The organism is Acinetobacter sp. B51(2017) (assembly GCF_003711395.1).
In the GTDB taxonomy this organism is placed as follows: Bacteria; Pseudomonadota; Gammaproteobacteria; order Pseudomonadales; family Moraxellaceae; genus Acinetobacter.
This window is the reverse complement of sequence record NZ_PJRJ01000004.1, coordinates 117408-133750: the sequence shown is the minus strand read 5'-3', so window position 1 is coordinate 133750 and position 16343 is coordinate 117408. Positions and strand designations below refer to the sequence as shown.

12 protein-coding genes and 1 pseudogene are annotated in these 16343 nt (G+C 41.5%); 7 read left to right on the top strand and 6 right to left on the bottom strand.

Going from position 1 to position 16343, the window contains the following annotated elements:
- Positions 1–47: 47 nt before the first annotated feature.
- From CYK47_RS03505 to CYK47_RS03495, 3 genes are all read left to right on the top strand, one after another.
- Positions 48–320, top strand: coding sequence for a hypothetical protein (locus CYK47_RS03505; protein WP_122898968.1), 273 nt, complete (start codon positions 48–50; stop codon positions 318–320).
- A 50-nt stretch (positions 321–370) separates the two neighbouring features.
- On the top strand, positions 371–1723 hold the full coding sequence (locus CYK47_RS03500; protein ID WP_122898966.1) for an 8-oxoguanine deaminase: 1353 nt from the start codon (positions 371–373) through the stop codon (positions 1721–1723).
- A gap of 150 nt (positions 1724–1873) precedes the next feature.
- On the top strand, positions 1874–3238 hold the full coding sequence (locus CYK47_RS03495; RefSeq protein WP_122898964.1) for a nucleobase:cation symporter-2 family protein: 1365 nt from the start codon (positions 1874–1876) through the stop codon (positions 3236–3238).
- A 71-nt stretch (positions 3239–3309) separates the two neighbouring features.
- Here the strand turns inward: CYK47_RS03495 and CYK47_RS03490 are convergent, their stop codons facing one another.
- From CYK47_RS03490 to fadB, 4 genes and pseudogenes are all read right to left on the bottom strand, one after another.
- Positions 3310–3918 (bottom strand): hypothetical protein, encoded by a 609-nt coding sequence (locus tag CYK47_RS03490; RefSeq protein WP_122898962.1) that lies wholly within the window; start codon positions 3916–3918, stop codon positions 3310–3312.
- 161 nt (positions 3919–4079) lie between these two features.
- A pseudogene (gene drt2 / locus CYK47_RS03485) lies at positions 4080–5237 on the bottom strand (antiviral reverse transcriptase Drt2); the annotation flags it as partial.
- Between the two features lie 603 nt (positions 5238–5840).
- On the bottom strand, positions 5841–7010 hold the full coding sequence (fadA, locus tag CYK47_RS03480; RefSeq protein ID WP_122898957.1) for an acetyl-CoA C-acyltransferase FadA: 1170 nt from the start codon (positions 7008–7010) through the stop codon (positions 5841–5843).
- A 12-nt stretch (positions 7011–7022) separates the two neighbouring features.
- Entirely contained in the window at positions 7023–9176 is a 2154-nt protein-coding gene (gene fadB, locus CYK47_RS03475; RefSeq protein WP_122898955.1) for a fatty acid oxidation complex subunit alpha FadB, read from the bottom strand.
- A 527-nt stretch (positions 9177–9703) separates the two neighbouring features.
- Between fadB and CYK47_RS03470 the strand changes: the two genes are divergently transcribed.
- Positions 9704–10090: a lysozyme inhibitor LprI family protein gene (locus CYK47_RS03470; protein WP_122898953.1), complete on the top strand. Its 387-nt coding sequence runs from the start codon at positions 9704–9706 to the stop codon at positions 10088–10090.
- A 34-nt stretch (positions 10091–10124) separates the two neighbouring features.
- On the opposite strand, the gene CYK47_RS03465 is transcribed toward CYK47_RS03470, so the two are convergent.
- The gene (locus CYK47_RS03465; protein ID WP_122898951.1) at positions 10125–11171 is read right to left on the bottom strand and encodes an AAA family ATPase; all 1047 of its coding nucleotides are present in this window, start codon (positions 11169–11171) and stop codon (positions 10125–10127) included.
- Between the two features lie 184 nt (positions 11172–11355).
- On the opposite strand from CYK47_RS03465, the gene uvrC reads away from it, so the two are divergent.
- From uvrC to CYK47_RS03450, 3 genes are all read left to right on the top strand, one after another.
- Complete coding sequence (gene uvrC, locus CYK47_RS03460; protein WP_122898950.1) at positions 11356–13161, top strand: excinuclease ABC subunit UvrC; 1806 nt, start codon at positions 11356–11358, stop codon at positions 13159–13161.
- Positions 13162–13301: 140 nt separating this feature from the next.
- The gene (gene pgsA / locus CYK47_RS03455) at positions 13302–13889 is read left to right on the top strand and encodes a CDP-diacylglycerol--glycerol-3-phosphate 3-phosphatidyltransferase (protein ID WP_122898948.1); all 588 of its coding nucleotides are present in this window, start codon (positions 13302–13304) and stop codon (positions 13887–13889) included.
- Between the two features lie 31 nt (positions 13890–13920).
- A complete protein-coding gene (locus CYK47_RS03450) occupies positions 13921–14505 on the top strand; it encodes an alpha-ketoglutarate-dependent dioxygenase AlkB family protein (protein ID WP_122898946.1) in 585 nt (194 codons plus the stop codon).
- Here the strand turns inward: CYK47_RS03450 and CYK47_RS03445 are convergent.
- Positions 14502–16304, bottom strand: a complete 1803-nt coding sequence (locus CYK47_RS03445) for an ABC transporter ATP-binding protein (RefSeq protein WP_122898944.1) — start codon at positions 16302–16304, stop codon at positions 14502–14504. The genes CYK47_RS03450 and CYK47_RS03445 overlap by 4 nt on opposite strands.
- Between the last annotated feature and the right edge of the window lie 39 nt (positions 16305–16343).

Below are 16343 nucleotides of genomic sequence, written 5' to 3'. Positions count from 1 at the left end.
TAGCGATTACACTATACGCGCTATATAACAACAATAAGGGTTTAAATATGCTCACCAAAACTTATTTACCTGATTTAGCCATGCAATATGCCGACTTTATCCATAGTCGGCAGCGTCCACAGCTACAGCGCCTTACCGCTTGGGGTAAGCAGCGTTTTTTCTTTGCTAAATATTTTGATGTAGTGGAGGAAAGTTATGATAGACAACAGATTGTATTGCGCTACCAGCAGCAGTATATCGAGCTTAATTTAGCTCAGGCTCCTGATTTTATGGATCAAAGCGCCTATTTAACTTGGCTTAGACAACAACTCAATCTGTGATTGGTATAGCTTTTGCATCGGTTGATGCTTTTGATTTGAGATGAGTTGTCATGTCTAGAATATGGATCAAACAGCCTTTAGCGGTGTTTACGGGCAATGCATTAGATGCCAGTCATGGTCTAGTTGTTGAAGGGCAGCGTATTGTTGAAGTGTTGGGGCAGGGACAAAGCCCAAGTTTGCCATGTGAAGAAATCTTTGATGCGCGTGATTTGGTGATTTTACCGGGACTGATCAATAGCCATCATCATTTTTACCAAACCTTAACCCGCGCTTGGGCACCCGTGGTCAATGCACCACTGTTTCCATGGCTCGTTAATTTATATCCCGTTTGGGCGCGTTTAAACCCTGAACAATTGCATATTGCTACTCAAGTGGCTTTGGCAGAGCTATTGTTGTCTGGGTGTACTTTTGCCGCCGATCATCACTATTTGTTTCCGCAGCAATTAACCGATGCCATTGATATTCAAGTTAATGCGGCACAAGACTTAGGTATGCGGGTGATGCTGACCCGTGGTTCGATGAGTTTGGGGCAAGCAGATGGTGGCTTGCCGCCACAGCATACCGTGCAAGCCATGCAGGTGATTTTAGACGATAGCCAACGTTTGGTAGAAAAATATCATCAACGTGGCGAGGGTGCGATGGTCAATATTGCGCTTGCGCCGTGTTCACCTTTTTCGGTTACACCAGAGATTATGCGCGAAAGTGCCAAACTCGCGGAAAGCTTAGATGTACGTTTACATACCCATTTGGCCGAAACTTTAGATGAAGAACAGTTTTGTTTAGAACGCTTTGGTTTACGCACGGTAGATTATTTAGAAAGCGTCGGTTGGCTGCAAAATCGCACTTGGTTGGCGCATGGGATTCATTTTAATGCAGATGAAATCACACGTTTAGGGCAGGCCGGTGTAGGTATTTGTCACTGTCCACACTCTAATATGCGTTTGGCTTCGGGGATCTGTCCAAGCCTTGATTTACTGGCAGCAGGCGCTCCAATTGGCCTAGGTGTGGATGGTTCAGCATCAGGAGATGCCTCTAATTTAATCTTAGAAGCACGCCAAGCGATGTACTTACAACGGCTCAAATATGGTGCAGAAAAAATCACCCCAGAGCTGGCTTTAGGCTTTGCGACCACAGGTTCAGCGCATATTTTAGGCCGCGGCCAAGATTTAGGGCAGATTCAAGTCGGTTATCAAGCAGATTTAGCCTGTTATCGTCTAGATGATTTAAAGTTTTCAGGTAGTCATGATCCAATTGCAGCGCTGTTACTTTGTGGGGCAGATCGTGCACATGATGTGATGGTGGCAGGTCAGTGGCGTGTGCGTACAGGTCAAATACAAGGTATTGATATTGAAGAATTAAAATTTAGACATCGTGCTGCAGCCAAACAACTGTTAGCGGCTTAAAATTACTTTATTTTTCAATTATATTAACAACTCATTAAGTGCCAGTGGTGTCGGGAAGCTGTTCAGTTTGGCATATATATTGCTCCATGCCTTTTTAATCAGTTGCCAAGTGTTGGCAATTCACAAAAATGACAAGGGGTGGGGCAGAATATGAGCGATCCAAAAAATACATCTCCCGAACATGAGTTTTTAGGGGTAGGTACCAGTTTTACCTATGGTTTACAGCATGTACTGACCATGTATGGCGGGATTGTTGCGCCACCACTGATTGTGGGTACAGCGGCAGGTTTAACTGGCGCACAGATTGGGATTCTAATTACTGCATCTTTATTTATTGGCGGTTTAGCCACTTTATTACAAACATTGGGGGTGAAATACTTTGGCGCGCAGTTGCCCTTAGTGCAAGGGGTCTCTTTTGCAGGCGTTGCCACCATGATTGGCATTGCGACAACGGGAGGCGGCTTTAATGCCATCTTAGGTGCGGTGATTGCCTCTTCAATCATTGGTTTACTTATCGCGCCTTTTTTTGCCAAGGTGATTCGCTTTTTCCCACCTGTGGTGACAGGTTGTGTGATTACTATTATTGGTTTATCGCTGTTGCCTGTCGCGGTGCGTTGGACGATGGGTGGTAATAGCAATGCGCCAGATTGGGGGTCGTTACAAAACATCGGTTTAGCTGCTATGACATTGGGAATCTTATTACTACTGAGTCGTTTTGGTTCGGAAGGGATTCGTCGTACAGGGATTTTACTGTCAATTGTGCTAGGTACAATCTTGGCTTATGTACTTGGATTTGGCGATTTTTCTAAAGTTGGTGATGGTGCTTGGTTTGCAATGCCTGAGTTCTTAGGCTTTGGTATGCCAACTTTCCATTTATCTGCCATTTTAGCCATGACTATTGTCATGATTGTGACTTTAACTGAAACCACAGCCGATATTATTGCGGTAGGTGAAATTGTTGGCACAGAGGTAGATGATAAACGGATTGCCAATGGTTTACGTGCCGATATGTTGTCATCAGCGATTGCGCCATTTTTTGGCACATTTATGCAAAGTGCCTTTGCGCAAAACGTAGGATTGGTTGCGATTACTGGAGTAAAAAGTCGTTTTGTGGTGGCAGCAGGCGGTTTAATTTTGGTGTTTTTAGGCTTATTGCCAGTGATGGGACGTTTAATTGCAGCAATTCCAACGCCTGTATTGGGCGGTGCAGGTTTAGTGCTCTTTGGTACCGTAGCCGCGAGCGGTATTCGTACCCTTGCGAAATTAGATTATAGCCAGCAAAAGAATTTGATTATTGTTGCGACCTCTTTAGCAGCGGGCATGATTCCAATTATTGATCATTCTTTTTACGCACAGTTCCCTATGTGGTTTAAAACGCTGTTCCATTCAGGCATTAGCGCAACCTGTGTAATGGCAATCTTGTTAAATATTCTGTTTAACCACACTAATTTTGGCAGTAAGATTGTATCCAATAAAGGCAATACAGTAGCTGTATTACCAAAGCATGAACATTAAGTCTTAATGTAATATGCAATTGAAAAAGGATGGTGAATACCATCCTTTTTTGCTTAATTTAGAGCAATCAATTAAGCAAATTTCTTTTTAAACCAAGAGAAAATTGATTTTTTCTCTTCAGCAGCATCTGCCTGCACTTCAGCCGTTTTTTCAGCGGCTTCTGCTACGATTTCAGCTTTTTCAGCAGCAGCTTTTTGTTCAACTGTTGCAAGGTCTTGAGCAGCTTGTGCTTGCACTTGTGCAGTTTGAGTTTGTGCTGTTGTATTCACTGCAGCAACTTTAGCTGCAACGGCATCTTTTACTGCAACGGTTTTTTCATTGGCAACCTGTTTTGCTGTTACCGCTTTTGCGACAGCAGCATCTTTTACTTCAGCAGTTTTAGCTACAGCAGCTTCTTTATTCGCTACAGCATTAGCTACCACGGCATTTTTAACTTCAGCTGTTTTAACTACCACAGCATCTTTTGCAGCTAAAGTTTTGGCTACAGTGGCTTCTTTTACAGCTACAGTTTTTTGAGCTGTTGCTTGGCCTGTAGCAAGCGCATCTGATTTAACATCCTGTAATTGTGTAGTTACTGTTTGTTTTAAAGTTACTGGTGCAACTGGCGCAGTTGTTTGTGCCATTGCTGCAGTTGAGCCAGCGACCAAAGTTACAGCTAAAACTGTTTTGATTGCGTTCATGTTTATCACTCTTTAAAAAAAGATAAAAATTAAGGCATTGATACTAACGCCAAAATTTAAAAAATTTATCAAATTAGCATAACAAAAATAAAATATTGTGTGAAAAATAGACTAATTTAACAGTGTTATAACAGGATGTTGCAAAGGGGATACATAAAGGTCTATTTACCTTTTCTTTGTATTCTTTCTAATAAATAATTGGGATTATGTAATTCCTCTCGAAGTAATAAATGTTTCTTTAATCTAGCCCAATGCGGCTTTACTTGCTTTTTTATAGCCGGTTCATTCATTATTCTTGCAGCTCTTAACGCATAGGTGATGTAGTTACGCTTGCCTAAATAAGAAAAACGGTAATATATATGTTTCTTATTCAATTTTAATAATGGCTGATTTTTTCTTAAACGAGAGCAGTTTATACGGATCAGATGATTATTTGTCATCTTCACAACTTTCATAACTTTATGTGAATATTTTGTGAGTCCTGAATCACGTAATAATATTTGCTTACCATCATAGGTGAATCCTAAATATTGTAATTTCTCGTTGTTAACAGTAATGCCATTTTTGAATTGCAATATTTGAGTTTTATCCGTTTGAATTTCTAAGTTTATTTTGCTAATACTTTTTTGAATTTCCAATAAAATATTCTTGTCATCACCAATATTACAAATAATTAAAATATCATCACAGTATCTATAATATTTTCCACCAATCCTATCCACCTTATGTTTTATAAAATCATCAAATGAAAGCATATAAAAATTGGATAAAGCAGCACTAATAGATGAGCCTTGAGGTATCCCTTTATTTTTTTCATTTTTTCTAATGAGATTTTTTTTACGTACAAGTTGTCTAAATTCTTTTATTGAACATATTCTTGTTAAATCATTATGTTTTTTATTAGGTGATAATTGCAAAATTTTTAGTAACTCATATTTGTCCACATAAGAGAATTTTGTAATTGATTTATATACCTGATAATGATCTTTTGGTAGAAAAGATGTATTTAAAATTTTATTCCAGCTATCTTTAAGTAGTTTATGATCCAAATTATCAAAAAAACCTTTTATATCAACACATAATACTGAGCAATTCTGACGCTGCTTGATTTCATTAAATACATCTTTAGCAATATGAATATTACTAGGATAATTTGGATTTTTTCTGAAAGCAAGAACGCATTCGGTTAACAAATTTTTAGTTAATAACTCTTCATACAGGGATGATAATTGAAGAGAATAATAAGCATAGATAGCACTATCTAAATGCGATGCATATTTTATTTCCCGCTCTTTAGGTTTTTTTTTACGAACAATATACTTTTTCTTTTTAGTGCAATATTACTTTTCTACCTTTTGAGATGTCATAGTAAAATGCATGAAAGGTAAAAATGAATGTTGCTCTATATTTTTAGGATCAGTGACATATTTGAAAATAATTTCAGAGGAAATAGATTGGTCAAAATGTAGGTAATTTTTTCTTCTCTCATTAAAAAAATTATGGTCAATCTTCATATTAGAAAACTCAAGAGAACGGTTGATGGTAATCCTCGTGTGTGACGTTCTTGTGATTATACAAGAATTCTCTTGAGCATACTTAAGCTCTAGTCTAGTAGAGCCCTCTAGAAATGCAGTTTCTACACCATCTATAAATCAACAAAGGTGTATAATATGCGAAATATCGTTTACATTGTTAGCATCATGATGCTAGCAACCGCTTTAGAAGCGTGTAATCTCCCTGCAAGTGTACTAGAGTGTATCCTAATACTTACAGAAGTAATATTTGCAAATCAATGACCTTCCCCATACTCTGTAGTATGGGCATAATTATAGTATATAAAAGCATCTATAAATTCAATATATATTTGATTTTAAAAAACAATCCCCCGCATAAAGCGAGGGATTGTGTTAAGTCTTTATAACTTAAACACGTTCAATGATGGTCGCAATGCCTTGACCAACACCAATACACATGGTCGCTAAACCAAGCTGTGTATCTTGCTGTTCCATTACGTTAAGCAATGTTGTGGTAATACGTGCACCTGAACAACCCAGTGGATGACCCAATGCAATCGCACCACCGTTTAAGTTCACGATGTCTTGCTTCTCATACAGGTCTAAACCTTTGAGTACCGATAAACCTTGTGCAGCGAAAGCTTCATTTAGTTCTACAGTTTGAATATCGTTAATCGACAAGCCAGCACGTTTTAAGGCTTTTTGCGTTGCAGGGACAGGACCATAACCCATCGTTGCTGCATCACAGCCTGCAACCGCCATAGAACGAATCACTGCGCGTGGTTTTAAGCCTAATGCTTGCGCACGCTCTGCCGACATTAATAGCATGGCTGAAGCTCCATCAGACAATGCTGAAGAGGTTGCCGCAGTCACATTACCTTTCGGGTCAAATACTGGACGTAATGAACGGAAAGTTTCAATGTTGGCATCTGGACGAATTACTTCATCGATGTCGCATAACACTTTAAAACCATCCGCATTATGACCTTCTACACCGACGATTTCGTTTTTGAAACGACCTTCTTGCGTGGCAGCCCAAGCGCGTTGATGTGAAGTCACACCAAACTGATCTTGTTCTTCACGGGTGATGTTAAATTGACGACCTAAAAGCTCCGCAGTTAAGCCCATCATATTGGAAGCTTTAGCGAAGTATTTAGAGGATTCTGGGCTAATGTCGATACCAAAACCCATTGGCACATGGCTCATGTGTTCTACGCCACCAATCACAAAGATATCACCTTGGTTGGTTGCAATTTGCGCCGCTGCGGTATGAATCGCTTGCATGGATGAACCACATAAACGGTTTACGGTTTGACCCGCGACGGTTTTTGGGAGTTCAGCCAATAATGCTGCATTACGCGCAATGTTAAAGCCTTGTTCTTGAGTCTGACCCACACAGCCCCAAATTACATCTTCAATTTCATTGACATCAAATTGGTTACGAGCAACTAAAGCGCGAATCAGTTCGGCTGATAAACGCTCTGCACGTACATTGCGGAACATGCCGTTTTTGGTTTTGCCCATGGCAGTACGTACGCCATCAACGATGACAACGTCACGAGGATTTAAAGTAGCCATTCGTGTCGCTCCTTAACCGTAAAATTTCTTGTTATTAGCAGCCATGTCGCGCAGCATTTGTGGCGCTTCGTAGCCTTTACCTAAGTGTGCATATTTGTCGCAAAGTGCCACGTATTCAGCCACACCTGTTTGGTCGATATAACGACATGGACCACCGCGGAATGCAGGGAAGCCAACGCCCATAATCATCGCCATATCCGCTTCAGCAGGGGTTGCGACGATGTTGTCTTCTAAGCAACGGACAGTTTCGTTGCAAAAGGTAATCATCATACGGTCAATAATTTCGTTGGCATCAAACTCGCGTTTTTCACCAGTCACGCTTGGTGCAATCACGTCATATGCAGTTGGGTCAACGGTTTTGGCTTTTTTGCCTTTTTTATCGAGTTGGTATTTGTAGAAACCAACATCGTTCTTTTGACCTAAACGCTTCGCTTCATACATCAGTTCAATTGCGCCTTTGAAATCAAGTTTCATGCGGTCAGGGAAGCCTTCTGCCATCACTTCTGCGCCGTGTACGCCGGTATCAATCCCGACAACGTCCATGAGATAAGCAGGGCCCATTGGCCAACCAAAACCTGACATGACTTTGTCGATTTGTTGGAAATCTGCACCGTCACGGATTAATTGGTCAAACGCGCCAAAGTACGGGAACAATACGCGGTTCACTAAGAAGCCCGGGCAGTCATTGACCACAATTGGGGTTTTACCCATTTTTTGTGCCAGTACAACAGTGGTTGCAATCGCTTCAGCTGAGGTTTTTTCACCACGAATGACTTCTACCAATGGCATCAGTGGCACTGGGTTAAAGAAGTGCATACCGACAAAGTTTTCAGGACGTTCTAAGCCTTCAGCTAAGCGCGTAATTGAAATCGTTGAAGTGTTTGACGCAATAATGGTATTTGGACCAACTTTGCTTTCAGTTTCACGTAATACGATGTCTTTAATTTTTGGATTTTCTGTGACCGCTTCAATCACAATATCCACTTCTTTAAATTCGTCGTAGCCTAACGTTGGACGGATACGCGCTAAAGTTTCGCCCATTTGCGCAGGCTTCATTTTTTTGCGTTCAACTTGCTTGGTTAACAGCTTGTTGGCTTCATCCATACCTAAAGCCAGCTGCGCATTGCCAATATCTTTCATGATAATGGGTGTGCCTTTGCTGGCTGCTTGGAAGGCAATACCGCCACCCATGATGCCTGCGCCAATTACAGCTGCTTGCTTAACTTCATGCGCGCCTTTTTCGTATTTCTTCGAGGTTTTCTTCACGACTTGGTCGTTTAAGAACAAACCAATCAGCGCTTCAGATTGTGGTGTAACCGCAGCTTTAGCGAAGGCTTTGGCTTCTTCAGCTAAGGCTTCAGCACGGCCAAAACTTGCGCCTTTTTCTAAAGAATCAAGTAGCAGTTTTGGTGCAGGGTACTGTGCAGGTTTTGCTTTAGCAAACACTACGCCTTTAGCTGAGTTAAACGCCATGATTTGCTCAATCGCGTTTAATTTTACCGGCTCTAATTTTTCTTGACGTTTCGCTTTCCAGTCTAAACGACCTGCAATCGCTTGCTTGACTAAGTCAATCGCTGCGTCTTGCAGTTGGTCGTGAGCAACGACAGCATCGACTGCACCTTCTTTCAGTGCTGCTGCGCCTTTACGTGGGGCTGAAGTCGCAATCCACTCTACAGCGTTATCCACACCAATCACGCGGCTTAAACGTACTGTGCCGCCAAAGCCTGGAATTAAGCCGAGTTTCACTTCAGGTAAGCCGACTTGTGCTTTGTCTGACATCACACGGTAGTCACACACCAAGCACATTTCAAAACCACCACCTAAAGCCACGCCATTAATGGCAGCCACTTTCGGGATGTCTAAATCTTCAAATGCATTAAACGTGTTATGTAGTGCTAGCACCCACTCCACAATTGCATCTTCGCCTGCGGCAAAGGTGGTTCCAAATTCAGTGATATCAGCACCCACAATAAATGTGGATTTACCTGAGGTCACAATCAGACCTTTCACGCTGCTGTCTGCTTTTACAGCATCAATTGCAGCTTGAAAGTCATCGATAGTTACACGGTTAAATTTGTTGACCGACTCACCTTGTAAGTCAAAGCGGAATTCTGCAATTCCGTCCGTAAGCATTTGGACGGTAATGGCATTGCCAGCGTGGATCATGCCTGATCTCCTTTATTCTGGAGGACTTTTTACGTTAATGTTGTGAAGTGTGTGCGTATATTCCTGCGCACATCAAACCTGCCTCATCTTACGATAACTTTATGTTAAAAAAACATCACAAGTTGCATCTTGCCGTGACGCGAGGGTCATCTATTTATCTAGAGTTTCGCTGCAAGCTTATATAGGGATTTTGTAATGCTTTGTGGCATAAAATTTTAAAGCAGCTGTTTCTATTTAACTTTTTGCTGTTTAAAGCAACTTAGATTTAAGCAAGAATTGTAATTTTTGCAAGTGATTTTGTCTTAGCTTTTAGTCAATATGGTCAATAGCAAGAGATAGGTAAGCTGAAGCAACTGCGGCTTAACCACAGTTTATAGCCTATTTAGGCAGTAAATTCTGGCTAAAAAAGGGGGTGCTGTGAGTATCTAAAGCAGCGCGAAGAGAGATCTTTCAGAATGAGAGATAAAAAGATTGTTTCGTGCGAAAATTTAACTTTAGAATGCAATATTTAACTTGGGGGGAGATGGATGAAATTCGCATATTTAGTAGTATTGGCAGGCGCACTGCTGAGTACTCATACAATGGCAAACTGTACAGATCAAGCGACACAAACCGATATTAATCTGTGTTTGGCTAAACAATATAAACAGGCTGATCAACAGCTGAATCAAATTTATAACAGCTATGCCAAAAGCTTAGACAAAGCAGATAAAAAGTTGTTGGTGGCTGCACAGCGTGGCTGGGTGACCTATAAAGAAAAAGACTGTGAGTTAATCGCGAGTGGCTATAAAGGTGGTTCGATTTACTCACAACTGGTGACGCAGTGTTTAACTGAAAAAACCAAAGTACGAATCAAAGAATTAAACTATTTAAAGAATTGTAATTTAGCCTCTACAGAAGCCGAATGCCAATAACTAAAAACCACGCTGTAGCGTGGTTTTTTATATTTTAAGCCTGCACTTGAAAATGACCGTTTTGGTAATCCAGTTGCAGCTCCAAGACTTCAGGATGCTGTAGAAAATATAAAGCCAATACCGGTTCAAGTTCGGTGCGGATTTTACGACCTAAATGCCGCGCGCCATAACGAATATCATGATCTTGATAAAAATGCGCTTTGGCTGCATCGGTTAAGCGGACTTGGCGTTTTTGATGTTGTAAACGCTGATTAAGTTTGCCAAGTTCAATCTCGACCAATTGCGGTAAGGCATCATTTTGTACCGGTAAATAATGCAAAGTACGATCAATACGGTTTAAAAACTCAGGATCAAACTTACGCTGCATGACTTTTTCTATAATGGTTTGTGTAGGTACGCGTTTTAAACACAGATCCTGCATTTTTTTAGGCAAGAAATTCAGCTTATCGAGATATTGCTGCGCCGCCTGTGCACCGACATTACTGGTCATAAAGATCATGCAATTGCGAAAATCAATCGTCTTTGTGCCCGCGGTTAAGGTCAGTTTTCCGGTATCTAATACATTCATTAAGCCACGTAACACTTCAGTCGAGGCTTTTTCTAGCTCATCAAACAGCATAATCCCGGGGCGAGTATGTGAGCCTGCAATCGCTGTTTCATCAAATAAGCTATGACCTTCTTTAGACCCCACATAGCCGGGCGGTGCACCGGTGAGTGCTGCTGCATAATGCTCTTGCGCTAAGGTATTCATATCAATCCGGCAAAAGGCATCGGCACGGCCATAAATTGCTTCACTGATTAAACGCACGGTTTCAGTTTTACCTACACCGGTTGGGCCAAGCATTAAAGTCACCGATAAAGGGCGTTCAGGATTAGAAAAATCGGCTTTCACCACATGCAGCATTTTTTCGATTTCATTGAGCGCAGCATCTTGGCCAATGATGCGCTGACGCAATTTTTGCATCACCTCGGTCGGCTCAAAATGAAAACGTGGTTTACCAATTAAACGGTCTTTTTCTGACAGACTATGACTAGATGTAGCCGGCTGAATAATATGCATGGCATGCGAAGATTGCGTCATAACATGAGTTCCCTAAAGCAGGACTGCAGCATAACAAAAATGCAGCAGCCAAGGCATACGTTTTAATGATGACCTTATTGCTAAAAACGACTGTGCGGCTATTAATCCACTACATAAAGCTGCTTGAAAATAAGGATTTAACCATCACATTATGAGGGTAAATATTGCTAGTCATAGGTTCACTGTGAACGAAAATGCGCGTCCTCATATCGAAAAAATCTTAGCCAACATGACTACCTTGCCGGGGGTGTATCGCATGTTGGGTAAAGACGGTGAACTGTTGTATGTGGGTAAAGCCAAAAATCTTAAAAATCGTGTTTCGAGTTATTTCGTCAAAACCATTGAGCATCCAAAAACTCAAGCGTTGGTGGCGCGGATTTATGATATTGAAACTTTGGTGGTGCGCTCGGAAACCGAAGCTTTATTGCTCGAGCAAAATTTAATTAAGCTACATCGTCCGCCATATAACATTATGCTGCGCGATGATAAATCTTATGTGTATATCTATGTTTCGGCAGATAAACCTTATCCACGCATTGCCAGTGGGCGCGGGAAAGGCAAACATCAAGCAGGGAAATTCTTTGGCCCTTATCCAAGTGCTGCCAATGCCAAAGATACGCTGTTAGTGTTACAAAAATTATTTAATGTACGCCAATGTGAAAATAGCTATTTTGCCCAGCGTAAACGCCCATGTTTGCAATACCAAATTAAACGCTGTAGTGGGCCCTGTGTCGGGCTAATTTCGCCGGAAGATTATCAACAAGATGTGGCGAACTCGTTACGCTTTTTACAAGGCGACACCAAAGAGCTGAATCAAGAATTGATTGGCAAAATGGAAGCGGCAGCGGAAAGTTTAGAGTTTGAAAAAGCGGTGTTTTATCGTGATCGTTTGGCCTTGCTGCGTGACGTACAAGCCAATCAAGCGATTTATAAAATCAAAGGTGAAGCAGATATTTTAGCGATTGCCTATCAGGCCGGTGTGACTTGCGTGCAAATTATGCATGTGCGTAATGGCAAAATGTTGGGTGGCAAAAGCTATTTCCCCGATATGCAAGGCGATGATTTAGGGCAAATGCTAAATGACTTTATCGCTAATTTTTACTTTCAGGTGGCAGATGAAGTACCCAGTGAATTGATTGTCAATGTGGCATTACCAGACCAAAAACAACTTGAGCAAGCTTTAACGCAGCAGTTTGAGAAAAAAATTCAAATTAAACATAAAGTGCGAGAAACCCGTGCCGAATGGCAAGAGTTAGCACAGATGAATGTGCAACATGCGATTAAAGGTCAGTTAGCCAATCATTTAGAACTGAATGAACGTTTTCATCAACTCGAACAAGTACTTGAGCGGCCTATAGACCGTATCGAATGCTTTGATATTTCGCATACTATGGGTGAAGCGACCATTGCTTCGTGTGTGGTGTTTGACAGTGGCGGTATGCGAAAACGCGATTATCGTCAATTTAGCATCGACGATATTACCGAAGGCGATGATTATGCCGCGATGCGCCAAGCCTTAACCCGTCGTTATAGCAAGCATATGTTGCCGGATTTACTCTTGATTGATGGTGGTAAAGGGCAGCTGAATATGGCGATGCAGGTGATGCAGGATTTAGGCCTCACTGAGCAGGCTTTTTTGGTGGGAGTCTCCAAAGGCGAAGGGCGTAAACCGGGTTTAGAAACCTTACATTTTACCGATGGGCGTAAAGTACAGTTGCCTGAAGATCATAAAGCACTGCACCTCATTCAGCAGGTACGCGATGAAGCGCACCGCTTTGCCATTACCAAGCATCGTGCCAAACGCGATAAACGTCGTAGTTCATCGGTGCTTGAAGCCATTCCTGGTTTAGGGCCAAAACGCCGCCGTGATTTACTCACCCATTTTGGGGGTATTCAAGGCGTACTGAAAGCCTCGGAAAAAGATTTAAGTTTGGTGCCAGGTTTAGGTGCTGTGATGGCGCGCACAATTTATAAGGTGTTACACGAATAAAGCCAAGGTGCTTGACCTGTGCTGATGGTTACAGCTAGTGACACTGTGGGGCATTTCGTATAAAGTGGCGCTATTCACACGAAAAAACCAAAATCATTGGCTGGTTTGATCTACAGCATGGGGAAGCGTTGGCGGTGTCTATGACAACAGGTCGTATCCTGAATATTCCTAATATCTTGACCTTAGCGCGTATCGCGTTAATACCCGTATTTTTGTTGGTGGCGTATTGGCCGCCGGCAGTGGGGGTTGATGGTCATGACGGTAGCATGACGCGCCATATTGTACTGACCGCAATTTTTGTCATTGCAGCAGTCACCGATTGGTTTGATGGCTATTTAGCACGTACTTTAAACCAAACATCGGCTTTTGGACGCTTTTTAGACCCTGTAGCTGATAAATTGATGGTTGCGGCTGCTTTAATTGTCTTGGTGCAATGGCAACCGACGATTTCGATGGCATTTGCGGCGATTGTGATTATCTCGCGTGAAATTACCGTATCTGCCTTACGTGAATGGATGGCGGAACTAGGCGCGCGCACTAGCGTTGCGGTGTCTGCGGTGGGTAAATATAAAACTGCATTCCAAATGATTGCGATTTCAGTCTTTTTACTTAATTGGCCACCACTTGAAACCTTGGCGTATTTACTGCTGTATACCGCGGTGATTTTAACGCTGTGGTCGATGTTTATTTACTTAAAAGCAGCATGGCCATACTTAAAACAGCCGTAAAATAAAAGCTCCTCCTTGAGGGGCTTTTTTGATGACCTTGAAAAATTATTTACCCTATGACGGTATTGTCGAAGATTACGGCACTATCTTTAGCCAACAAGATGCAGCCGATTGGTTTGCCTATTTACAGCATCAATTGCCTTGGCAAGCCGATGAAGTGCGCATTTATGGCAAGCATCATGTCCTTAAACGCTTAGTGGTGTGGTATGGCGATGCAGGGCAGAACTATCAATATTCAGGGATCGAGCGGATTGCGCTACCGTGGTCCGATGCAATGTTGCAACTCAAACACTATATTGAGCAGTTAACCCAAAGCCAATTTAATTCCTGTTTAGCCAATTTTTATCCCTCAGGTAATGAAGGTATGGGTTGGCATAGCGATGATGATATGTCGCTGGCCTCAGAAACCACAATTGCGTCTTTGAGTTTTGGAGCGAGTCGTAAATTTTATTTGCGCCATAAACAGAGCCAAGAAAAAGTCAGTTTAGCGTTAAATAGCGGTCAGTTAATTGTGATGCGCGGTACAACGCAGCAACATTGGCAACATCAAATTCCTAAAATGCTACGTGTGCATGAACCACGCATTAACCTGACCTTTCGGCAATTTGTGCTTTAGCTATGGGTTTCTTCTTCGCTATCATCTTCAAAGGTTTTGGCGATTTTTTCGATATTTAAACTCTTGGCCATGGCATTAAAAATCTCTTTATAAACCCCATCTTGATGGTACAAATGGTCATGTTCGCCGTGTTCAGCAATCCGACCTTCTTGCATGACATAGGTATAATCGGCATCAATAATTTGCGACAAACTATGTGAAATAATAATCACAGTCCGATCTTGTTTGATCTCATCTAGGCTCTGCTTAATTTGTTCTGTGGCAATCGCGTCAAGGCTTGCGGTGGGTTCATCTAAAAAAATAATCGGTGGATTTTTTAAAAACATGCGTGCAATGGCAATGCGCTGCTGTTGACCACCAGAAAGCATTAACGCGTCACTGTCATAGCCCTCAGGTAATTGTAAAATTTGACTATGGATTGAGGCTTTTTCTGCTGCCAAATAGACTTCTTCATCTGTGGCATTCATTTTACCGTAACGGATATTTTCAAAAATAGAGCCTTGGAAAATATGGTTTTTTTGTAGCACTAAACCAATTTGATCACGTAAATATTGGGTATCTACATCGTTTAAGTCCACACCATCTAGGCGAATACTGCCGTCGTTAGGCAGATAAAATTTATCCAGCAAGCTAATTAAGGTTGATTTCCCTGCGCCAGATAAACCCACCAAAGCGGTAATTTTGTTGGGCTGAATGGTCATCGAAATGTCTTTTAAGGCATGGTGACCATTGGGGTAGAAGAAATTGACGTTACTAAGTTTAAACTCACCATGAATCTGTGGTTTTTGTGCGCCACTAGCCTCAATCTCATGATCCGCTTCTAAAATTTTAAAGAAGCTTTCCGAGTAAATCATGGCATCATTGACTTCATCATAAATGCGATGCAGCGAGCGAATTGGGGCTGAAACGTTATTAAAGAGCAACACATGATACATAATCATGCCAATACTCATTTGCCCATCGAGGACGAAATACGCGGTTAAAATAATGATCAGGACAATGCCAATTTGCTCAATAAAGGTTTTTAAACCATCAAAAATAAAACTGGTTTGCCGAGTATGCATCTGATTTTGGGTTAAATCACGTTGTAAACTCAGCTGTTTTTCCGCTTCAATTTGTTCGCGATTAAAAGATTTAATCACGGTAATCGAGTTAATAATGCTTAAAATGCCTTGGCTTTTTTTCTCACGACCATCACGTAAATTACGTCGCCAACTGCCTAACTTTTGTGCCTGTTTATAGGTCAGCCAAAAATAAATTGGCACAATCGCGGTTGCGACCAGTCCCACATAAAAATTGGCATAGTACATTAAACCGAGTGCCACAATGGCGCTGGTAAACAGCGGTAAAATATCAATAAAAAAGATTTGTACTAAGCGGGTCAGTGAACCAATACCACGGTCAATACGGGTTTGTAGTTTGCCTGCTTGGTTATTGTCTTGGTTAAAAAAAGCCAAACGATAGGTCAAAAACTTCTCGATAATGCCTTGGGCTAAATCTTGTGAAACAAAGATTCTGAGTTTTTCGCCATAAAATTTTTGCCCAAATTGCACAAAAGCATTAATGATTTCTTTGCTGAGTAAAATGATAGAAATGGTAATTAAAATATGCCAACCGGCATCTAAGCCAAGACCTTGTTCTAGCAAAGCATTAATTTGATCGACGGCATATTGTAAGGTCAAGGCATTGACCTGTGCGGTAAATGCACCTACAAAAGTTAAAGCTAAAGTGGCAATAACCAATAATTTATAGGGCTGTACAAAGGGACGTAATTTTTGAAACAGTTGCCATAAATTCATAACGGTCGCTTTCGCTTTATAGTTATCAGGTCATTTGAG